This window comes from Eilatimonas milleporae (assembly GCF_003688555.1).
GTDB lineage: Bacteria > Pseudomonadota > Alphaproteobacteria > Sphingomonadales > Kordiimonadaceae > Eilatimonas > Eilatimonas milleporae.
In genome coordinates, this window is the sequence record NZ_REFR01000009.1 from 194,515 (window position 1) to 217,076 (window position 22,562).

The following is a 22,562-nucleotide window of genomic DNA, read 5'->3' on the forward strand; positions in this document are numbered from 1 at the left end:
AGCGGGGACGTCCCTTACACAATGGCTGCTATGGCGAGGGTCCTCTTACATGGCAAGGCGTGGTCAAGAGTATGATCAATTGATTATATATCTATTATAATTGTCAATTGATCATATATCAGGCATACTCAAGACCTGCTGACAAGGAGAGACCGCCATGCATCTGGTGCCCGTCGATAGCCACAAAACCGGGAAAAGGGAGTCCGCGCAGGACGGCCATCACCATAACGGCACCCCTGAACAAAACCCCCATATCAGTGATGCGGAAGGCCGCGCCATGGCCAGGGCAGCGGTCAATCTGTTTACCCGCTGGGATCTGACGGATGCACAGGCCTGCACCCTTTTGGGCGGAATATCGGTGGCGACCTATACCCGCTGGAAGCGCGGCGATATCGGACGGCTGGGCGTGGACAGAAAGACCCGCCTGTCCAATCTGATGGGCATCCACAAGGCACTGCGCCTGCTGTTCACGGATAATGACCGGGTGTATGGCTGGGTCCACCGCGACAACGACGTCTATGGCGGGCGCACGGCGCTGGATATCATGCTGGGCGGCCAGTTGACGGACCTGATGCGGGTACGGCGCTATCTGGATGCCGTCCGGGGATGAACGATCATGGCACCGGCGGCACGGACACGGCCCCTGCCGTACCGCCGCTGTGCCGGCTGGACTGGCACGGCGCGCGGCGTATCATCGCAACACGGCACCCGCCCATCGATCTGTTCGAGGATATCGCCGATCCGACCGACTGGCCGCTGATCGCCAGTGGCGAGGCCCGCACCAATCCCCGTCTGTCGGAAACGGTGGGCATGCTGGACAGGGTACCGTCACAGCGCCGGGCCTTTGGACCCGGGGCATCCTATGTCATGGCCCCCTTCGTCCATGCCAGTCCCGACCGTCCCGGACGGTTTCACGACGGGCATTTCGGCGCCTATTATGCCGCCGACCGGTTTGAAACCGCCCTGGCGGAAGTCACATACCACCGTGCCCGGTTTCTAAGGGCAACACACGAGCCATCCGGCTGGTTGGCACAGACACGGGAACTGGTGGGCCGTATCCGTGCCCGGCTGCACGATCTGCGCGGTGCGGCGGAGTTTACCAGGTGCCTCGCCCCGGACGATTACACCCCGTCGCAGGCACTGGCCCGCCGCCTGCGCTCACCTGACGGCCATGGACCGGATGCGGGCGGCAGCGACGGCCTCGTCTATCCCAGTGTGCGGGACCCCGGCGGAATCTGCATCGCGGCTTTCTGGCCCGATGTGCCGGCCATCCCGGTGCAGGGGCGCAGCCTCAGCCTGCATTTCGACGGCACACGGATCGACATGATACGCGATGCGACGGATGGTACGGTTTACCGTCTGGTGACGGGCTGAGGGATGACACGAAGGTATATCGCGCACCGCCCGCACGCCTGTACCACCGATCGGACCCTACATATCCGTCAGGTCATCATCGATGTCACACAGGTCGGCATCGAACAGGGGCAGCGTGTCCGCGGCCAGATCGTCCATACAGTCCCCAATGACGGAAACGGCAAACGCCCGCGCCCCGTCTGAAAGGTCGGCAGCGTCAATTGTCGCTGTCAGGCGCTCACGCACGGCATGCAGGGTACGCTGGAAATCCCCGCGCTGGCGCGTCAGGCACGCATGGCGTTCGGCGGCATCCAGTTCGCGGCCGCTCAAGGCCCCACCGGTGTGCGGATTTTTCACCTGGGTTCCCTGTTGCGGTGTGCCGCCGGGGTAATTGCCGTGCCAGCGATCTTCCACAGGGGTCAGACGACCGGTTATGACAGTCGCGGACATCGCCCTAGACCGCAATGACATGAACGGCGATCCAATGCAGCGCCCAGGCGCACAGACCTGTCAGGGCCGCAAACGGCAGCAAGCCGGCAAGCAGTTTTAAAAAAAGGCGCGCGGCCCGGAGAGGGAGGGGGGAATGGGGGATGCCCCGCGCCGCGCGCCATGCCGGCGGCACGCCGCCGGCAAAAGGTTTGACCATGGGTTTCGCCTTGTTCATGACATTAGAATATGTGTGATAAAATCACACGTCAAGATCATACGAAATTTTTCACACAATAAAATGTGATTCGTGTCTTTCTTTCCCCGGTCATTACCCCTGAAACCGGCAATGGATGTGAATGCGGCCAGGGCGGTTTCCACCGGCCTCACCATGCGTTACGCCCAGACAGGAGCAACAGACAAAGCCAGCGGACAGGATTAACGGACAGAATTATTGGCGCAGACGGGCGTCATAAACGATACGGCCCAGAATATCCCTGACACCAAGAGCTTGCGGATCGTCATGCATGGCCGCACCGGGCATGTCCATGTTGGCAGCGAAAGCCGCCAGTCCCGGCCTGGGGGATTTGGGCATGGCGATAAACCACAGACATCCGGCCTCGTCCTGATACAACTGGCGCAGATAGCAACGCCCCTCCGCCATGATCAGATAATCATTGGACGGGGCGATGGTTCCACCGGCCCGGATGTCCTTCACAATGAAATAACTCCCCCTGACAAGGGTGTCGGCCATGCTGTCATCGTCCATGATATAACAGCTGAGCAGAGTTGGATTGCTTTCTCCCGGCGGCAGCGGCACCTCACGCAGGTCCCCCGGTGCCAGCGGATGCAGCGTGCCGGCACCGTCCAGCCGGCCCTTGACGGCAATGCCCAGAGGGGCAGCGGGCATGGCGGGAAAACCGCTGGCTGCCGCATCAAAAAGATGGTCGGCGTCCTGCGCGGCTCCACGACCGCCGGCATGATCCGCCACAGGATCGGGCGGATACCCATCAAAGGCCGGACCGGCCAGATTGGCCATATCCAGAAAATAGCCGGCGGGCAGACCCAGTGCCGCGGCAATTTTTTCCAGGGTACGCCGGCGCGGCTGTTGCGACTTGCCCTGGAGAATGTCGCGCACAGCGGTTTCGCCCAAGCCGGCCTTCAACGCCAGGGGCCGGGCCTTCACACCGCGGGCCTGCATTTCCCTATGTAACAGTTCAGCTAGGCGCATGGGGGATTTATTTCACACTTTTCCCGCCATGTCTTGTGTGAAATATTCCTGTTGATATGTGTGAATAAATCACATATTTTCACCCACATGAACATCCCACCCCCATCACAGGCAGCATGGCGAACAGCATGACGGACATAGCCCGCGCCGACGGCGCCGCCTTTTTCACCCGCACGCGGAACGGTATTCCGGACAGCGCCCTTGATGCCTGTTCGGGACTGTTTTCCACCGATCCTTACCAACCGGACCCATATGTACCGGGCCCCGTCCCCACGGGACCGGACAGCGATCATGTGGAACTGGCCAAACGTGTCCTGCGCCGCAGCGGGCATATCCCCGTGGTCCGCTGCGATTTCGACGACAGCGCCGCCCTTTTGAAAGCCGATGGCCATGACCCGGCCCTGTACTACCGGGTGGACGATACCGTGATCACCCGCGACGCGCTGTTGCTGATGGCCGAACGGAACGTCACCCGGCACCGGCGGAAACAGGCCGTGGCGGACCGGGTGGACAGACTGTCCGCATCCGCAGGTGGTGATCAAGGTTCCTGCCTTACCCCGGCCGGGTCTGGAGCGGGCCCCGAACAGGATTCCGGTCATGAATGAGACCGGCGCCTGGCCGGACACTTGGCCAGATACCGGGCCGCACGGCACCGCACCGTCTCTTAGACCTCCACACAATCTGGAGCTGGAGCAGGCGTTTCTGGGCGCGGCCCTGACCAACAATGCCTGCCTGGACACCGTGCGCGCCTTTTTGTTGCCGAACCATTTTTTTGAACCCGTACATGGCGACATCTACAGCGCCATGCTGGACATGACCGGGTGTGGGCGGACAGCCGACCCGGTGAAACTGAAACCCTATTTCGACGGGGACGACAGGCTGAGCGGCGTTGGCGGCGCACGATATCTGGTGCGCCTGGCGGGTTCGGCCGCATCGCTGATCAATCACGGGGACTATGCCCGCGAAATCGTTCATCTGGCCTGCCGGCGACAGGCACTGGCGATCGCGCACGCCTTCAGCAGACGGGTCGCCACCGACAGGGGCACGCATACGGATACCGGTTTCGAGGATGCGCTGGCCGGTCTGGAGACCGGTCTCCATGCGTTAAGCGATGTTTACACCGCATCCACCGGCCCGGCGGTACAGGACACGCCGTCCCTGCTGGCCGCGACGCTTGCCCGGATTGAAGCGGCCCGAAACCGGTCCTTGGACGGCAGCGGTGGCGGTCTGTCAACCGGTCTTGCCGGGCTGGACGCCTGTATCGGCGGCCTGCGCAGGACCCATCTGACCGTGGTCGCGGGGCGGCCCGGCATGGGCAAATCGGCCCTGGGCCTGAACATCGCGCTGAATGTCGCCCGCGCGGGACATCCGGGAAATGACAGCCCCGGGCCGACCGCCAGCGGGGATGCACAGGGCAGCGTCAGACCCGGTGAGCGCGGTACGTCGGCCGGTTGCGGGGACCCGGCCACGGATCGGGACACAGCCACGGACCGGGGAACGGGCCGGGGCGCGGGCGTGCTGGTCTTCACCCCGGAAATGTCGGCGGGTGAATGTATGGAACGGGCGCTGGCCAACGATATTTCCATCCATGACGGACACACCCTGCCCTATGAAGCGATTGCCACCGGCCGGCTGACAGCGGCGGACACGGCGCGGATACAGACGGCCGGAACCCGACTGGCGGACCTTGCCATCCGCTTTGTCGAGACAGCCGGCATCAGCGTGGTCCGTATCCGTCACCTGGCCGGACAGCAGAAAAAACGTCTGGCCCTGAAGGGATGCACACTGTCCCTCATCGTTATCGATTATCTGGGCAAGCTGGGTCACGAGGACCACCGGCTGACCCGCTATGAGCGGATCAGCCGCAATGTGGCGTCCCTCAAGGACATGGCGAAAGACCTGGACGTTCCCGTACTGCTCTTGGCGCAACTCAGCCGTCAGGTGGAAACCCGCGAGGACAGGCGCCCCGTCCTGTCGGACCTGCGCGACAGCGGCGAGATCGAACAGGAAGCCGACGAAGTCATCTTCCTGTACCGCGAGGAATATTATCTGGAACGCGGCAAACCCCACCCCGCGACCCCCGACTATGGCGACTGGCTGACAGCCATGGACCGCGCGGCCGGCAAAATCGACCTGATCGTTGCCAAGCGGCGCGGCGGGCGCACCGGCACCGCCACGCTGGGGGCCAATATGGCGGCCTGCCATTTCACCGATACGGCGGCCGTCCCCCCGGCACCGGCGCCGACATCAAATCCGGCCCCGGACACTTTCGGCATGTGAGGAGAACACGGATGAGGGATTTCGGAAAAGTCATGAGCAGCGTGTGGGATTCCGAGCGCTTCAACCGGCTTGGCGACGACGCCTGGACCAAGCTGGTCTTCCACTATCTGCTGACCTGCCGGCACGGCAACAGCATCGGCTGTTTTCGCTTGAAACCGGCCTATGTCGCCGCCGACATGGGGCTGGACACAGCCCTTGCCGAGCACTGCCTGAGCCGTCTGGACAGCACGGGACTGATCGTCTGGGACCGGGCGGCCCAGGTGGTGATGATCCGCCGGCATCTGGATATCAACCGTATCACCAACCGCAACCACGGCGCCGGCGCGGCCAAGGCCGCGCTCAGCCTGCCGGCCTGTCCGGCGAAAACCCTGGTCATCCGTGAAATCCTGACCAGTCCCTATCTGGCCGGCACCCCGGAACAGGCGGTGCTGAAAGCGCTGCTGCCCGCCAGTGCTGACGAGACCGGACAGGGCGCCGCAGAGGATGGTGACAGCCGTGGAGACAGATCTGGCGACAGCCATGCCATAGCCCCTGCACCACCCCCTGTCACCAGCCCTCGCCCCACACCTGCCGGGAGCGCTGTCCAACCCAAGAAGACGCAGATACAGAACAAGACGCAAACACTACACATGCCGGATACGAACACACGGCCGGCACCGGCAAAAACGCGGGGCAAGACGGACACGGCACAGCCGGATGTCCGGAAAGACGGTCCCCCGGAAGATGACGGCACCGAATGCAGATCGCAGACACACTCACCCGAAAAGCCAGAGGAAAAGCGACTGACGGCAGACGGTGCCGGACGGCAACGGAATACTGACGGGGCCGCGTCCACCCGGCAGACCGAGATGACTGCATTGGCCTTCGCGGCCTATAACGAGGCCGCCGCCCGTCACGGCTGGCCGAAGGCGCTGCGCCTGTCGCCCCGGCGCAAATCGGCGCTGAAGGCACGGCTGACGGATGCCGGCGGGCTGGACGGCTGGTCACAGGCGCTGGCCCGTGCCGGGCAGTCGGATTTCCTGTGCGGACGGCGGACGGATTTCCGCGCCAGCCTGGATTTTTTCTGCCAGGAATCCAGTTTCCTGAAACTGCTGGAAGGCCAGTATGATCCCCGTCTCGGACCACGGCCCGGACCGAAGCATAGCGGCGGGTCGTCGTTTGCCGGCGCGACCGTCACGGTTCCCACCGACCCGGACGCCGAATGGGAAGCCGGCGCGGCCTTCGCGCTGGAACACAGGCGCTGGCCCAACCATCTGAAACCCCGTCTTGACGAATGCCCGCCCGGTATCCGGGCCCGTGTGGAGGCAAGCCTGAGCCGGGACACGGCGACAGAGGACAGTCCCCCCGACCCCACACCGCCGGGAGATGCGAACCCACAGGAAAATATGCCCACACCGAGGAAACCGGCCCCATCGGGAGATCGCACATGAGGCGGGTGGGCACCCGCCGCAAAGCCCCGCCGGCGGAAACCGGGCCGGCGCTTGGCGACATTGTGCGCCATGTGCGCGCACGCGGCCGCACCGTAACACGCCGGCGCCGCATGACGGACGGCACGCTCAAACCGGTCAGTGTCCGCGTCGTCCGGCTGGCCGATGTCGCCGCCCATTTCGGCACCGACGGCGGACGACTGCGCCGTATCGTCGGCGGTGACCCCCGATTGCACCTGAATGTGGGCGGCCGTTTCGACTGCTGTCACGACCCCCTCATCGAACTGGACCTGTAACACCGGAGAGCCCCCATGACGGTCAAGACCCAGTCCCGCCCCCACGCACTTCATCCAGCCCCCTCCATACGGCCGGTCCCATCAGGCCGGCCGGGCATAAGGGTCCGGTCCGCCCGGCCGGCCGGAACCGCCGATCAGGACCACATACCCCGCAAACAGCGCCGCGCCCGACTGACGCCGGCCTGTCACATGCCGCTCCGCCCCCACCGGGTCCAGGCGTTTCATATCAGCGACGCCTGTTTCGACAGTTTCACGGCAGAACTGAAAATGGTCTTTGACCTGAACGGCCCCGCCCGGAATCCTGACGCCGGTCTCATCCCCGCCCCCGGTGCCGAGAGTGTTCCCGACTGCATTTCCGGTCGCGTCCCCGGCAGCGTCCCCGGCGAATCCGGCCCGGACGCCGCATCGCTCCGCGCCCGGCTGGAAAGCCGACTGGTGGACGGGTTTCGCGGATTGCTGTTCGGGCCCGGTCATGGGCGCGACCGCTGGCTGGACGGCTATCGCGCCAGTCATCCGCGCATCCTGACGGACGGCTGGGACACGGTGGAAAAAGTCGTCCGCGATCAGGAAAGCCGGCGGCGCCATGCCCTGAAACGCTGTGCCACCGGCACGGAAATCGACGCCGTGCCCCATCTGTTCGATGCCATCACAGCCATACGCGATGCGGACGACCGCCGCCTGATCTGGGCCGTGCTGGCGCAAAAAGCCACCGGCAGACGGCAGGTGGACTGGCACCGCGTCACCGCCGCCTGCGGCTTTACCGCCCGCAGCCGCGAAGCCAGCCGCGTTCGCTACCGCCGCCTTCTGGACATGCTGGCCGCATGACCTGACACTGCGGTGAGAATATCGAAACCCTAATCCGGTTCACCGGTGAGAATGGCGGCAAAATCGGTGTGGTTGGGCAAGTTTGTGTTCAGATGGTGCCAGCCGGGGATACGGGTGTGGGGCACGCACAAGCTGGAATTCAGGACGCCGAAGCCGTCAATATCGCCCAGATACTGGCCGGCATTGCCGAACCCGTCCGGCAGGGCCACCACGGCACCCACCGTGGTCAGGCGGGTCTGCCTTGCCCGATCCAGGGCGGGCCCGTCATCCAGATCGGTCAATGCATCCAGCGCATAGGCCATGGACAAGGAGCCCTTGCTGTGCCCGGCGACGGACAGAACGGTTCTGTCCGTGTCCAGGAGCAAACGCAGCAGGGTTTCCGTGTCGTTGCGGCCGACCACGCTCCAATCCGGGTGACCGGGCCGCACCGGGCCGCCGGTATCCGCCGCGCCGTGCCGTGAAAACGGCATCGGCAGACCGGCCAGCATCGGCCACATACCTGCGAACCGTCTGAGGTCCTGCCCCATGTCATGGCACAGTTTCATCGCCCGGTTGGCGGCCCCGAGGACGAACCAGCCGCCCATGGCTTCGCCCAGCAGGTCGGCGATGCCATAACCGGCGACGATGGCGCCGACCGGCTGGCCGTAGCGGTCGGCAACCGTGCGGGCAAAAGCGGCAGCGCCCACATCCGAACTGCCGACCCCGGCAATGGTGAACCGGTCCAGCATACGGCCCGGCGCCGCACGCAGCGCCGCGTGGTCACGGTAGGGATGCACACCCATATCCCCCTTTGCCCCCGTCGGCCAGACGACAAGGATCGAGCCTTCGCGTGTGGGCACGGCGGACAGATGGGCAAATTCCCGCGCGGTCAGATTACCCACATCATAGAACAGCCAGTCCAGCGCCGTGTTGCGTTGTCTCAGGCCCGGCAGCAGGCATGCGCCAAGCAGGCTGGACATCATGCCGCCGGCCAGGTCGGCCGCCTGCCGCGCCGCCTGTCCGCCCTCTTCCCGAAACAAACGGACAGCGCCGGGTGACAGAGTCACCGCCCCCTGAAAGAAAGGGGATGTGAGGGACAAGGTCTCTGCCGGGCCGGTGGTCATGACGCATGTTCCGCAATCAAAAGGGATTTAGCTGCTGCATTGCAGCATAGCACACCGACACATATTCTGTAAGTGCTGGTTGTACAAAAAGCCACATATGATCGCATGCCAGAGGCACAGGCTGGGTTATGTCACGCCCTAGGCCTTGGTGCAGGCCGCACCGGCCAGATTGCCGACCATCAGGGCATTCGGCATACCGTCCTTATATGTCAGCGTCAGGTCGGCACTGCCGATGACGGTCACATCGGGAGACTGATCAAAGAAGCAGGTGTATCCCTGACCATCGATTTTAAAGGTGGCGAATGTAAACAGACCGTTCAGATCGTTTTTCGTCTGATCCTTTGAAAGACTGGTCAGGGCGCCGCCAATGTCCACCGTCAGGCCATAGCCGGTTTTATTGGTCAGGTTCGCGTTTTTCAGCATCACATCGCCCACGGCCCAGACCGGCACGGTCATACAGACCACCAGTGCAATCAGCGCCCCCGGCATCACGCGTTTCAGGCCATGTCCTGTCATGACGGTGTCCCCCTTCTTTTCAATGTGAAAGAACTTACTTTTACGATATTTACTTTTTACTTAAAAGTGTATTTCATGACAATCTGCCTCTTCCGCCAATCCTGTGGCGGTGCCTGTGGCATCAAGAGATGACAGCAAAGAAACAGCGCGCGGCAAACGGACATACCCTGTGCCACTTACCGGAGGGAGGACAAGGAGTACGGGGAACAGCGCAGTCCGGGCCGGACCACCGCCGCGCCCGGACCGCGGGGTCCATCCTCTAGATCAGGATGGTCATGTCGGTCAGATCGGCGAGGGTCAGGCCGGTGATGGTCACGGACTGGGGATTGCCGTCCTCGCCCGGTCCCAGATCGATGACCAGGCTGGGATTGCCGTTGCCGTCCACGCCAAGGCGTGCGGCCGCCGCCACATCGTCCAGACTTTCAAAGTCCCGCACCGCATAGCGCAGGTCGAGCGCATCGTCGCCCAGATCAAAATCGGCCACCCGGTCATTGCCCGCCAGTACACCGAAGGTGAAGGTGTCGCTGCCGGCCCCGCCGATCAAGAGGTCGTCGCCGTCACTGCCCCACAGCGTGTCGTTGCCGAAGCCGCCATTGACCGTGTCGTCGCCGTCGCCGGTGAAGATGATGTCATTGCCGTCGCCGCCCGACAGCCTGTCGCTGCCCTCGCGCCCGAACAGGATGTCATCGTCATCGCCGCCGTCGATACTGTCGTCACCGACACCGCCGCCCAGCGTGTCGTTGCCGGTGCCGCCCGACAGCGTGTCGTTGCCATTGTCGCGCCGCCCGGCGAGGATTTCATCATCGCCGCCGGCGCCGCGAATGTTGTCGTCGCCTTCCTGACCGCGCACAACGTCATTCTCGTCACCGCCGGTCAGATCGTCGGCAGCCGGCGTGCCGCCAATGGCATCCATGCCGCCACCGTCCGGTGACGGATCGGCAACCTGAAGGGCGAAACGCGCGGTGGCGGACATATCGGCCCCGTCGCTGACCCGGAAGACAAAACTGGCATCGGCCCCCCGCATATCCGCCGTGAACACAAGACGGCCGGCGGCAATATCGGCCACGTCGATCATCTGGCCGACACTGACGGCCACACCGTTGAACGTGAGGGTGCCGATTTCCGGCAGGCTGTCGATGCGCACGGCCTCAAGCGCGTCCCCGTCGGTATCGGTGAAGGGAAAATCCGCGCCCTGGAAGACATAGCTGTCACCGGGCTGCAAATCCACCGTAGCGGCCGCCGTCACCGGGGCGCTGTTGGCAACGTCCGGCGCCTGGCCGCCACCGGCGATAGAGATGCGGATAAAATCGGTATCCGAGAGACCGCCGTCATCGGTGGTGGTGACGGTGATGTTCGCGACCGGCTGTGCGCCTTCAACCGCCGTGAAGGACAGGCCGGACAGGGCGGCATTGATCTCCGCCACCGTGCCGGTGATCTTTATCGTGTCGGTTCCGTTGCCGGTCACACCGGCCGTACCGGCGGTATCGACGGTAATGGTGCCGTTGCCTCCCACGGACAGGCGGGTGGTCAGCACGCCGCCGTCCCGGTCGGCGATTTCCAGCCCGTCAATGGCAACGGTCCCGCCCACGCGGACATTGGCGGTCGCCCAGACGGTGGATGCGGAGGCATCGCCCTCATCCGTGGTCAGATCGTCCCACAGGGTGTCGTAAGTGGATGTGTTGTCACTGCGCGCGGTTAAAATCGCGGTGCGGAACGTGCTGGTGGTGCCGACGGTGGTGTCGGTATAGCTGAGACTATAGGCGCTGCCGTCGGCACGGTCGCCGGACACGGTAAAGACAATGCTGCTGCCCTCATAGGCGATGGTGATGTCGTGCCAGGCGTTGGTGGCCACGTCCGACGGCAGGCCGAGATGGTTAAACTGCCCCTGGTCCCAGACGTTAAAATCGCGGTCGCCATGATTATATTCCAGTGAGGGGAAGACCCAACTGCTGCCGTCAGGGTCATAGCCGACAGCCCAGACCCCGGTGTGTATGGTGCCCGTCGTTCCCCAATCGTCCGGCATATAGAAGCGGATGGAAATCTCGGTGGAATCACCGACATCGTACTGATAGCCCTGATAGCCGATATTGGGGCTGGCGGCATCGATACCGATACGGATACGCGCGTCGCCGTCCAGAACAAAATTGTCAAAGGTCGCCGACGGAAACCGGCTGACATGCCAGCCGGGGCCGTCGATGGGCTCGATCGTGCGGACGTTTTCGACGGATCCTGTCACAATATCGGTGCGGTGACGCGGGGCCTCGTTTTCCGGGGTGACGGTCACGGTGATGGTGTCGCTGGTGCTGCCGCCATTGCCGTCCTGAAGACGGAATTCTATGGGGCGCGTTGCCACCGGTTCGTCGGTGATGACACGGTAGGTGACATTCTGGGCAATTTTTTCAACATCGGCGATGGTGGCATTGGCGTTGAAGATGAAGGCCAGCATGCCGCCATCGACACCGCCGCCGATACTGCCGACGACGGTGCCGTCGACACTGATCTCGTTCAAGGCGGTGATTTCCAGGCCGGTGCCGTCGGTATCGACCCAGAAGCTTTCCAGGAGATTCTGGCCGGGGGTCATATTTTCCACCTGAAGCGTCGCACCGTCGGAAATGAAGCCGTCAGGGTCGCTCACCGTCACACCGCCGCCGATGGTCTGATGGGTTTCCTTCAACAGGTTCTGGGTGAATGTCCGGTCGCTTAACCCCGTGATCACCGGGTCGTCATTGGTGGCGGCAACGGAAACGGTGCGGGTATCGTCGGCACTGCCGCCACTGTCGGTCACCGTCACGGTCACCGTGCGGTCGGTGGTGGATGGTGCGTCCGATACGGTTTCATAGCGCAGGGACTGTACAATTTCCTGAACGATCGGGTCGGTGACACCGGCGCCAAAGGTCACGGTCAGCGCCGCGCCGGCCACCGCCACCCCGCCGGCGGCGCTGAGATCGCCGACATCGACGGCACCGCCACCGGTGTCGGCGAAAATATCGGTGCCGACGATGGTAATGGCCGTACCATCGCCGTCAGTGTCAGCGATGCTGATCCGGTCGCCGCCGTCGGCATTGGCGGTGATCCGGGCGACAAGGCTGCCGCCGGTCCATGTGGCCCCGCTGACGGTTCCACCCGCGTCCAGCTGAGTGGCGGCGTTTCCTTCGGTATAGGCCAGTGTCGTATTGGCAAGATTGAGTGTCGGCATCGTGTCCCCCCATTGACTATCTACCCAGACTGCCCTCGCTTTAAACGGGACCGCAGCAATAATCGGTCACATTTTAAGCACTTCAATTACAGTTTTATCGATTGTTGCGCCATAGGAGTTTGCGGCAGCTCAAAAAAGTCACGCTGTCTCTGCAAAAAGAGCGTAAAATTTTGATAACAGGCACTAAACTTCACTCTTCGGCATCACGGCCCCCTTATCAGCAAAGGCAAGCTTTCAGCCCCGCCGCCTAGGATACAGGGGAGCCATACGCCCTGTTTTCACAGTTGTGATGCTATCAGGTATTTTCTATTTTAAAGCGACCGAAAGAAAGCGGCGCACAGTCTGATATCTGTGCGCCGCTGCAAATCCGTACCCCGGTCGGGTGCTAGATCAGGATGGTCATATTATTCAGGTCGGCGAGGGTCAGTCCGGTGAGGCTGACGGACTGGGGAGTGCCGTCCTCGCCCGGTCCCAGATCGATGACCAGGCTGGGGTTGCCGTTGCCGTCCACGCTGAGGCGCGCCGCCGCCGCCACATCGTCCAGACTTTCAAAGTCCCGCACCGCATAGCGCAGGTCGAGCGCATCGTCGCCCAGGTCAAAATCGGCCACCCGGTCATTGCCCGCCAGCACACCGAAGGTGAAGGTGTCGCTGCCGGCGCCGCCGATCAGCAGGTCGTCACCGTCGCTGCCCCACAGCGTGTCGTTGCCGAAGCCGCCATTGACCGTATCGTCACCGTCACCGGTGAAGATGATGTCATTGCCATCGCCGCCCAAAAGCGTGTCGCGCCCCTCGCGGCCGAACAGGATGTCATCGTCGTCGCCGCCGTCGATACTGTCATCGCCGACACCGCCGCCCAGCGTGTCGTTGCCGGTGCCGCCCGACAGGGTGTCGTTGCCATTGTCCCGCCGCCCGGCGAGGATTTCGTCATCGCCGCCGGCACCGCGAATATTGTCGTCGCCTTCCTGACCGCGCACGACGTCATCCTCGTCACCGCCGATCAGGGTGTCGGCAGCCGGCGTGCCTTCCAGATCGTCGCCGGGCTCACCGCCGCCATTGCCCGGATCGCCGGGATCGCCAGGATCGACCGGCTCGGGGTCGGCGACCAGCAGGTCGAAGCGGGCGGCGCCGGACGTGTCCTCGCCGTCGCTGACCCGGAAGGTGAAGCGCGCATCGGCCCCGCGCACGTCCGAGGTATAGACCAGCCGCCCGGCGGAAATCTCCGACGCCCGGATGGACTGGCCGACGCTGACGGCCACGCCGTTCAGGGTCAGGGTGCCAATCTCCGGCAGGCTGTCGATGATCACCGTCCGCAAGGGGTCGCCGTCGGCGTCATTGAAGCCGAAATCCCCAGTGCGCAGGCTATAGGCCGCGCCCGCGTCCAGGCCGGCAGACCCGCCGCCCGTCGTCGGCGGCGTGTTCGGAGGCGGCGGCGGCGGATCGCCCAGATTGACCGTGGCGACAAGGGACAGACTGGCGGTGTCGCTGCCGCCGTTCGCCGTGCCGCCGTCATCGCCCAGGCTGGTGATGGTCACATTACGGGTACCGGCCGTCGAGCTGCTGTTTTCATAGGTCAGACCGTCCACCAGGGTCTGCATGTCGGTGGCCGTCAGGCTGCCGCCGCTCAGGGTCACCGTGGCGGTGCCGCCGGTGGTGGACACCGCATAGGACAGGCTGTTGGTGGCGGTGGTGCCCGATGTGCCGTCCGCCAAGCTCACGGCGGTGCCGTCAATGGTCAGGGTCTCGGAGGCGCCATTGGCCACATCCGTCACCGTCAGGGTGAGACCCGTCAGGCTTTGACCGCTTTCCACCGTTGAGGCGGTGACAGTGTCGAACAGATCGACCGCGCTGCCGCCGAACAGGAATTGCGGCGTCAGGCCGGTGGCCGTCAGGGTCGGTGCATCGTTGGCCTCGGTCACCGAAACGGTGGAGGCGAGGTTGACGGTCGCCGCATTGTCGTTCACGCCGGTGTTGGCGCCGCTGTCGGTGATCCCGGTAATGGTCACCACGCGGCTGCCGGCCGTGGTCGGCTCGTCACTGGCGTTTTCATAGGTGAGGCCGTCGATCATGCCCTGGGCCTGCGCCTCCGTCAGGCTGCCGCCGCTCAGGGTGACCGTGGCGGTGCCGCTGCTCACCGATACACTGTAGCCGAGACCGTTCGTCGTCGTGGTGCCGCTGTTGCCGTCCACCAGCGCGAAGCTGCCGCCGTCGACGCCCAGCAGTTCATTCATGCCGTCGGCCACATTGGTCACCGTCAGGGTCAGGCCGGTCACCGTCTGCCCGCTTTCCACCGTCGACACGGTGACGCCGCTGAACAGATCGGCCGGGCCGCCATCCTCGACAAAGGCCGGGTCGCTGCCGGTGGCGGACAGCGTCGGTTCGTCATCGACCGCCGTCACCGACACGGTGGAGGCGATGTTCGGCGCCCCGGTGTCGTCGCCATTATTGGCGGTACCGCCGCTGTCGGTGATCTGCGTGACCGTCACCACCCGGTTGCCGGCGGTCGGGTCCTGGCCGGCGTTTTCATAGGCCAGATCATCAACCAGCATCTGCACCTGCGCTTCGCTCAAGGTGGCGCCGCTGAAACTGACCGTGGCCGTGGTGCCGCTGACGGCGACCGACACGTTCAAACCGTTGGTGGCCGTGCTGGCCACATTGAAACCATCGGTCAGTTGCAGGGTCGAGCCGTCAAAGGCCAGCCGTTCGTCCGCGCCGTCGGCAAGCCCGGTGACCGTCAGGGTCAGGCCGGTGATCGTCTCGCCGGTTTCAACCGTGTCCGCCGTCACGCTGCTGAACAGATCGGCCGCGCTGTCCCCTGTGTCCCCCTCGGTATAGGCGGGGTCCGCCCCGGTCGCCGTCAGGGTCGGTGCCTCGTTCACCGCATTGACCGTGACGGTGATGTCCGCATTGGCCGAGGTGGCGCCGTCGCCGTCGCTGAGGGTCACGCGCAGGACCCGGGCGCCGTCGGTCGGCGTGTTGCCGCCGGCATTGTCATACTGAATGTCGCGCAGCAGCGTCTGCACCCGTGCCGGCGTGGCATCGGCATTCAGCGCGATGACCAGGTCCTCGCTGGCGCCGCCGGTGCCGCCGGACTGAAGGGTGCCGATGGCGGTGCCGCCGACGGACACGGTGGAGCCCGCCGTCTGCCCGGCGGACAGGACGACGGTGCCGGAGGTGTCGATGACCAGCCGGTCATCCGCCGCCTGGCCGGACTGATAGGCGACGGTCAGGACGCCGCCGCCAAAATCGGTGGAATCCGGGTCCGTCACCGTGACATTGCCGTCCACATCGATGGCCGTGGCGCTGTCCCCGTCGGTGAAGGTAAAGCTGTCCCCGCCCAGATTGGCGAGCACCGGCGGGTTCGGCGTGACACTGATGGAGAAACTGCCCGATGCGTCCTCATCGCCGCCGGTCCCGGCGGTACCGTCATTGTCGTTCAGGGTCAGGGTGAATTGGCGTGTATCAATACCGCTGGGCCCGTCATAGGTCAGATTGCGCAACAGGGCCTGGATGTTGGCCGAGGTCGCATCGGCGGTGGTGAAATTGATCGTGAGGGTGCTGCCGCCCTGGCCGTTGCCGGTGGCATCGACCGTACCGATGACCACGCCGCCGACCTCAATCGTATTGCCCGCTGCGATGGTCGCGCCAGGGGTACCTCCTCCGCTGGGCGTGGATGTCACACCGGTGCCGTCCACACCCCAGTTGCCGTTGGCGGTGCCCGTTGTCTGCGCGATGGTCAGGAAACCGCCGTTATAATCGGCGCTGTCGGCATTGGCGACCGTGGCGTCGTCCAGCCCGGTCAGATTGCCGGGCCCGGTGCCGGCCACCACCTGGGAGGTGGTATCGCCGAACACACCGCCCACATCCGGCGCGTCATTGACCGCCGTCAGCGACACGGTGGACGACAGGTTGAGCACCGCCGAATTGTCGTTGGCACCGGTGCTGGAGCCGCTGTCCACCAGTTGGGTGATGGTCACTACCCGGTTGGCCCCGGTGGAGGGATCATCGCTGCCGTTTTCATACGTCAGGCCGTCGACCAGCGTTTGCAGGGCGGCGGGGCTCATCGTGCCGCCGGACAGCGTCACGGTGGCGGTACCGCTTGTCACCGACACGCCGTAGGTCAGGCCGTTGGTCGCCGTGGTGCCGGCCCCGCCATTCGTCAGGGCCACCGCCGTACCGTCGATGGTCAGCACCTCGTCGGCGCCGTCGCTGACATTGGTAACCGTCAGCGTCATCCCGGCAAAGGTCTGACCGCTTTCCACCGTCGACGCGGTGACGGCCGAGAACAGATCCGCAGCCGATCCGCCCTCCTCAAAAGTGGGGGTGGCACCGATCGCCGTCAGTGTCGGTTCGTCGTTGACCCCGGTGATGGACACGGTGACCGAGCCGGTGCCGATGCCGGGATTGTCGCCCGTGCCTTGCGCATCGCCCGAATTGCCGTCGCTGAACGACCAGTCCAACTGCACACTCGCCGGCGGGTCATCACTGCCGTTGGCGTAGCGGATGGCCTGCAACACATCATCGACAACGGCGCTGTCGGGGGAAAGACCGGCGGTCTGGAAAGTGATGACTATCTGCCCCGGGGTGGTCGTGGTGTCGATGGTGGCAATGACATTGCCGCCGGTACTGATATCGGTGCCGGAAACGGAGATGGCGCCCCCGCTGGCAACCGAAAACTGGTCGTCCGCATTGGCGCCGCCGTTGCGGGCAATGGTCAGGCTGGCGCCCGTATAGTTGCCATTGCCGCTGTTCAAAGCGTCCAGTTCCACATCGGCAATGGTGACATCGGCGTCCAGGACCACCGCCGTACCGCCCTCGGTATAGCCCGGCGTTCCGTCCAGACCGGTGAACACCGGAGCGTCATTGACGGCGCTGACGGTGACCGCCGCCGTATCGCTGGCGCTGGAAAAGGGCGTGGTGGTGCCGGTGGTGGTGGTGTCCGCCGTGCCGCCCGCCGACCCTGAGGACCGGTCCCAGGCGCGGAAGGTGATCTCCGCCGTGCCGGTATAGTCCGCATCGGGCACGAAGCGCACCAGCTGGGTGTTGGCGCCCGTCAGCGTGCCGTCCAGCAGCCGCGACGCCGACGTCAGATCGACCGTGCTGCCCGTGGTGCCGGAAAAATCGACCCAGTTGGTGCCATTGTCGGTGGAATACTGCCAGACCCCGTTGGTGTTATCGACCGCGACAACCGCGATGGCCTCCACCGCCGACCCGTCCGCGTCGGTGATTGAGCCGTCGACCACAAGGGTGGCGATGTTGGTGCCGCCATTGTTGGCGTTGTTGGTGGCGTCGTCATCGCCGTCCGCGCCGCTGCCGTTATCGTTGCCGGCATCCTCGGCAATACCGCTCAGGGTCGGTGACTGTGTATTGTCCAACGCCGGCGCGTCGTTGGTCGCGGTCAGATTGACGGTGACATCGGCCGCCGCTGATGTGCTTGTGCCGCCGTCGCCGTCATTGACCGTGAAGCTGACGGTGCGCGAGCCGCTCGGCGCCTGATTGTCATTGGCGTAGGTAACGGCACGGGCCAGCGCCTGGACCGCCGCCGGCGTGGCATTGGCGGTGTTGAAGGTCACCACCAGATCGGTGCCGTTCTGCCCGTCGGAGGTGATGGTGCCGATGGCGTTGCCTTCATAGCTGACCGTGGTGCCGGAGACACCGATCTGCCCCGCGCCCGTGCCCTGATTGGGGATGGACAGGTCCTCATTCGACGTGGCGCTGCCGACCGAAACCGTCAGGTTACCACCGTTGAAATCGGTGGGATTATCCACATCCGTCACCCCGGCGCCGGTGCCCTGGTCCAGCGTCAAGGCGCCGGCATCCTCGGTATAGGCCAGGATATCGCCGTCCAGATCGGCGATCACCGGTGCGTCGTTGACGGCGCTGACGGTGACCGCCGCCGTATCGCTGGCGCTGGAAAAGGGTGTGGTGGTGCCGGTGGTGGTGGTGTCCGCCGTGCCGCCCGCCGACCCTGAGGACCGGTCCCAGGCGCGGAAGGTGATCTCCGCCGTGCCGGTATAGTCCGCATCGGGCACGAAGCGCACCAGCTGGGTGTTGGCGCCCGTCAGCGTGCCGTCCAGCAGCCGCGACGCGGACGTCAGATCGACCGTGCTGCCCGTGGTGCCGGAAAAATCGACCCAGTTGGTGCCATTGTCGGTGGAATACTGCCAGACCCCGTTGGTGTTATCGACCGCGACAACCGCGATGGCCTCCACCGCCGATCCGTCCGCGTCGGTGATCGAGCCGTCGACCACAAGGGTGGCGATGCTGGTGCCGCCATTGTTGGCATTGTTGGTGGCGTCGTCATCGCCGTCCGCACCGCTGCCGTCATCGTCACCGGCGTCCTCACTGATCCCGGTCAGGGTCGGCGACTGTGTATTGTCCAACGCCGGCGCGTCGTTGACCCCGGTGATGGACACGGTGACCGAGCCGCTATCGGTGCCGGGATTGTCACCCGTGCCCTGCGCATTGCCGGAATTGCCGTCGCTGAACGACCAGTCCAGTTGAACACTCGCAGGCGGGGCGTCACTGGTGTTCTGATAGGTGATGCGCTGCATCACCTCATCCACCTGGGGGGTCGTCGCCGTTATGATGCTGGAGGTGAAATTGATCGTCAGCGTGCCGGCGGTCTCGGTGAAGGTGGCGAAAGTAAAGCCGCCCGCCACAAGGTCGTTGCCGGACACGGAGAAGCCGGCGCCCGCGGTGTCAAAGCCGAAATCATCGTCCGCGTTGGCCCCGCCATTGCGGGCGATAGTCAGGCTGGCGCCCGCATAATCGCCATTGCCGGTGTTCAAAGCGTCCAGTTCCACATCGGCAATGGTGACATCGGCGTCCAGGACCACCGCCGTACCGTCCTCGGTATAGCCCGGCGTCCCGTCCAGACCGGTGAACACCGGCGCATCATTGACCGCCGTCACACTGACCGCCGCCGTGTCGCTGGCACTGGAAAAGGCCGTACCCGACGTGGTGTTGGCACCGGTGGCGCCGTTGACGCCGCTGGTGCGGTCCCACGCCTTGAATGTCACGGCGTCGGTCAGGCTGGTGAAATTGGTGTTGGCATCAGGCTGGAAATAAAGGCGTGTGTTCGCGTCCGCGTTCAACAGCAGAGCCGACGTGTTGCTGACCGCCCCGGTCAGTTCGGTCCAGTTGGTGCCGCCGTCGGTGGAATAGAACAGGGTGCCCTGGGCACTGACGCCGGTGACGGCAATACCGGGGGCATCCCCATCGCCGTCGCTGAAATTGTTCAGCGCACCGCCACTGTCGACCAGCGATGAGACCAGGGTCGAGCCCGCCGTCGATCCGTTTACCGGGGCGCCCGCATCCTCAAGAATGGTGGTCAGGGTGGGCGACGCCGCAGTATTCAGCACCGGCGCGTCGTTAACCCCGGTGATGGACACGGTGACCGAGCCGGTGCCGATGCCGGGATTGTCGCCCGTGCCCTGCGCATTGGCTGAATTGCCGTCGCTGAAGGCCCAGTCCAGTTGAACATTCGCCGGCGGGTTATCGTTGCTGTTCTGATAGGTGATGCGCTGCATCACCTCGTCCACCAGAGCGGAGGTCGCCGTCGCGGGGCTGGAGGTGAAATTGATCGTCAGCGTGCCGCTGGTGTCGGTGAAGGTGGCGAAGGTTTGCCCGCCCGCCTGAAGGTTGCCGCCGGACACGGTGAAGCTGGCGCCCGCGGTATCAAAGCCGAAATCATCGGCCGCGTTAGCGCCGCCATTGCGGGCGATGGTCAGGCTGGCGCCCGCATAATCGCCATTGCCGACATTCCCTATATCCAGTTCCGTATCGGCAATGGTGACATCGGCGTCCAGGACCACCGGCGTACTGTCCTCGGTATAGCCCGGCGTTCCGTTCAGACCGGTGAATACCGGCGCGTCATTGACGGCCGTGACACTGGTGGCGATGGTCTGCGTATTGCCGGAAATCGCCGTCGCCGCGCCGTTGGTGGTGGTGTCCACCGTGGTGCGCGACGCACCGCTGGTGAAACCGCCGCCATAGCTGTCGTCCAGCGCCCGGACGCCCAAGCCCAGCGGCGTGCCGTTATAGTCCGCCACCGGCACGAACCGCACCAGTGTGGTGGCCGACAGCGCCAGCGCCGTCGCATCGTCCGCCACCGCGGCGATATCGAACCAGTTGCTCCCGCTGTCGGTGGAATACTGCCACACCCCTTCCGCGCCGCTGCTGGCCGCATTGTCGACAATGGCATACCCACTGACCGACGACCCGCTGTCCGCGTCTGTTGCCGTGATGCCCAGGCTGTTCAGCGCCGCGCCGGCGGGCGCGCTCGTATCCTCGTCCACCGCCCCCAACGTGCCGCCCCCCGTCAGAACCGGCGCGTCATTGACCGCCGTGACGGAAATCGTCCTTGTATCGCTGTTGTTCCCGCTGTTTGCGTCCGTGGCGGTGATCGTGACGGTCCGGTCCAAGGTACCGGGTGCGTCGGACGTGTTGTCATAGCGCAGCGACTGCATCACTTCCTGCACGATGGCATTGGTGGCATCCGTATCAAAGGTGATGGTCAGCGCCGTGCCGCCGGTGACCGTGCCGCCCGACACGCTCAGGTCACCGACATCGGTGCCGTTTGCCAGAATATTGGTGCCCGAAATGGTGATGGCCGTGCCGTCGCCGTCGGTGTCGGAAATGCTGATACGGTCGGCGCTTTCCGCATTGCCAGTGACTTGGGCCACCAGGGTTCCGGTGTTCCAGTCCGCATCGCCGTCGGTGTCGTTGACCGTGCCGGCACTGTCGATCTGAACCGCCGCGGCGTTCTCGCTATAGGCCAGCGTGCTGTTATCAAGCGCTATTGTGGGGGCGGCGTTGGCGGCGCCGATATTGCTGACAGTCAAATCGCCAATAAGTATATTGGAATTACTGCCGCCCATTGGAACAGAAAAGGTAAGAATAAGGCTGGTGACATTATCCTCAAGGGGAGTGAGGTCAACAGTCGAACTTGCAAATGCGCCAAGATTGGCTTCTACCAGCTGGCCACCTACATTTGTCGTAATATCAATTTCTATGCCATTTGCAGCGTCAAAAATGTACAACTCAGTCGGTGTAAACTGAATACCGGGTCCAAAATCTATGGTTAATACGGTTTCCCCTAAACTGGTGTAGGCATAGCCATTCTGGATATATGTGCTGATGGTTGCACCATCCAGGGTCAGCGTGTAGCCATGCTGGGTGAAAGTGGCATCGTTGCCGGCCGCACCATTCGCCGACCCAGTCGTTACACCATTGAAGTCGAAAATGGTCGTGGACAGCACTTCGGAAAAATCGGCGAGCGCCTTGGCGGAGAAGGGCTGATCGACCTCGATCGTGCCAGTGGCGATTTCCAGGTCCCAGTCGCCGCCGTGGGCGGCGGCGCCGGTCAGATCGGTCGAGGCGGCGATGTCCGCCCCGGTCATGGCCGCCAGCGTATCGATAAAGCCCCGGCCCGCGCCGTCGGCGCCGACATTGCAGCCATACAGCAATATGTCCGCCCCGTCACCGAGGGCGGCGGCGATGTCGTCCAGGGCGTCGGCGTGGGCGTCCAGCGTCGCGTCGCTCAACGTATCCTGGCCCAACCGGATCAGGCCGGTGTTCCCGTGCGAGACGATGTGCAGCGCGGCAATATCGGCATGGCCCTCCAGCGCGGCGGCCACATCGGCGAGGCCACCGGTGGCGCCGTCGACATAGACAATCTCGGTCCCCGGGGCGATATCGGCGATCAGGGTTTCATAATCATCGACGGATGTGTCGACGACGACAATGCTGGCACCGGCCTGTCCACCGCCGGTCAGAACCGGTGCCACATCCGGGACGGCCTGAGGGGCGGCCTGCCCCGCCGTGTCGGTGTCGAAACCGCGCGCCCGCGCCAGGTACACATCCAGTGTGTCAAACATCTACAACCCCCAACCTGTTTTCGGTTTCC

Annotated in this window: 14 protein-coding genes; 7 read left to right on the top strand and 7 right to left on the bottom strand. The window is 64.2% G+C overall.

Features of this window, described 5'->3' with window-relative positions:
• Positions 1-157 precede the first annotated feature (157 nt).
• Together BXY39_RS01760 and BXY39_RS01765 are read left to right on the top strand one after the other, a co-directional pair.
• The gene (locus BXY39_RS01760) at positions 158-610 is read left to right on the top strand and encodes an MbcA/ParS/Xre antitoxin family protein (RefSeq protein WP_211332030.1); all 453 of its coding nucleotides are present in this window, start codon (positions 158-160) and stop codon (positions 608-610) included.
• Positions 607-1,374 (top strand): RES family NAD+ phosphorylase, encoded by a 768-nt coding sequence (locus BXY39_RS01765; protein ID WP_121937113.1) that lies wholly within the window; start codon positions 607-609, stop codon positions 1,372-1,374. Before BXY39_RS01760 ends, BXY39_RS01765 begins: the two co-directional genes overlap by 4 nt.
• 57 nt (positions 1,375-1,431) lie before the next feature.
• Here the strand turns inward: BXY39_RS01765 and BXY39_RS01770 are convergent, their stop codons facing one another.
• The 3 genes from BXY39_RS01770 to BXY39_RS01780 form a co-directional block, all read right to left on the bottom strand.
• Positions 1,432-1,824 (bottom strand): hypothetical protein, encoded by a 393-nt coding sequence (locus BXY39_RS01770; RefSeq protein ID WP_147453429.1) that lies wholly within the window; start codon positions 1,822-1,824, stop codon positions 1,432-1,434.
• Positions 1,808-1,999, bottom strand: coding sequence for a hypothetical protein (locus tag BXY39_RS19250; RefSeq protein WP_170163548.1), 192 nt, complete (start codon positions 1,997-1,999; stop codon positions 1,808-1,810). The genes BXY39_RS01770 and BXY39_RS19250 overlap by 17 nt, the downstream gene beginning before the upstream one ends.
• Before the next feature lie 231 nt (positions 2,000-2,230).
• Positions 2,231-3,010 carry a helix-turn-helix domain-containing protein gene (locus BXY39_RS01780; protein ID WP_121937116.1) on the bottom strand — a complete coding sequence of 260 codons (780 nt, stop codon included), beginning with the start codon at positions 3,008-3,010 and terminating at the stop codon, positions 2,231-2,233.
• 128 nt (positions 3,011-3,138) lie between these two features.
• On the opposite strand from BXY39_RS01780, the gene BXY39_RS01785 reads away from it, so the two are divergent.
• The 5 genes from BXY39_RS01785 (at position 3,139) to BXY39_RS01805 (ending at position 7,838) form a co-directional block, all read left to right on the top strand.
• Positions 3,139-3,615, top strand: a complete 477-nt coding sequence (locus BXY39_RS01785; RefSeq protein WP_147453430.1) for a hypothetical protein — start codon at positions 3,139-3,141, stop codon at positions 3,613-3,615.
• Positions 3,608-5,290 carry a DnaB-like helicase C-terminal domain-containing protein gene (locus BXY39_RS01790; RefSeq protein ID WP_121937118.1) on the top strand — a complete coding sequence of 561 codons (1,683 nt, stop codon included), beginning with the start codon at positions 3,608-3,610 and terminating at the stop codon, positions 5,288-5,290. Before BXY39_RS01785 ends, BXY39_RS01790 begins: the two co-directional genes overlap by 8 nt.
• An 11-nt stretch (positions 5,291-5,301) precedes the next feature.
• On the top strand, positions 5,302-6,720 hold the full coding sequence (locus tag BXY39_RS01795; RefSeq protein WP_121937119.1) for a hypothetical protein: 1,419 nt from the start codon (positions 5,302-5,304) through the stop codon (positions 6,718-6,720).
• The gene (locus tag BXY39_RS01800) at positions 6,717-7,013 is read left to right on the top strand and encodes a hypothetical protein (protein WP_121937120.1); all 297 of its coding nucleotides are present in this window, start codon (positions 6,717-6,719) and stop codon (positions 7,011-7,013) included. Before BXY39_RS01795 ends, BXY39_RS01800 begins: the two co-directional genes overlap by 4 nt.
• Before the next feature lie 189 nt (positions 7,014-7,202).
• Positions 7,203-7,838: a hypothetical protein gene (locus BXY39_RS01805; protein WP_121937121.1), complete on the top strand. Its 636-nt coding sequence runs from the start codon at positions 7,203-7,205 to the stop codon at positions 7,836-7,838.
• 29 nt (positions 7,839-7,867) lie between these two features.
• Here the strand turns inward: BXY39_RS01805 and BXY39_RS01810 are convergent, their stop codons facing one another.
• From BXY39_RS01810 to BXY39_RS01825, 4 genes are all read right to left on the bottom strand, one after another.
• Positions 7,868-8,941, bottom strand: coding sequence for a hypothetical protein (locus BXY39_RS01810; RefSeq protein ID WP_121937122.1), 1,074 nt, complete (start codon positions 8,939-8,941; stop codon positions 7,868-7,870).
• A gap of 138 nt (positions 8,942-9,079) precedes the next feature.
• On the bottom strand, positions 9,080-9,457 hold the full coding sequence (locus BXY39_RS01815) for a hypothetical protein (RefSeq protein ID WP_121937123.1): 378 nt from the start codon (positions 9,455-9,457) through the stop codon (positions 9,080-9,082).
• 259 nt (positions 9,458-9,716) lie between these two features.
• Positions 9,717-12,653 carry a calcium-binding protein gene (locus tag BXY39_RS01820; RefSeq protein ID WP_121937124.1) on the bottom strand — a complete coding sequence of 979 codons (2,937 nt, stop codon included), beginning with the start codon at positions 12,651-12,653 and terminating at the stop codon, positions 9,717-9,719.
• 385 nt (positions 12,654-13,038) lie between these two features.
• The gene (locus tag BXY39_RS01825; RefSeq protein ID WP_121937125.1) at positions 13,039-22,533 is read right to left on the bottom strand and encodes a DUF4347 domain-containing protein; all 9,495 of its coding nucleotides are present in this window, start codon (positions 22,531-22,533) and stop codon (positions 13,039-13,041) included.
• Positions 22,534-22,562: the final 29 nt, after the last annotated feature.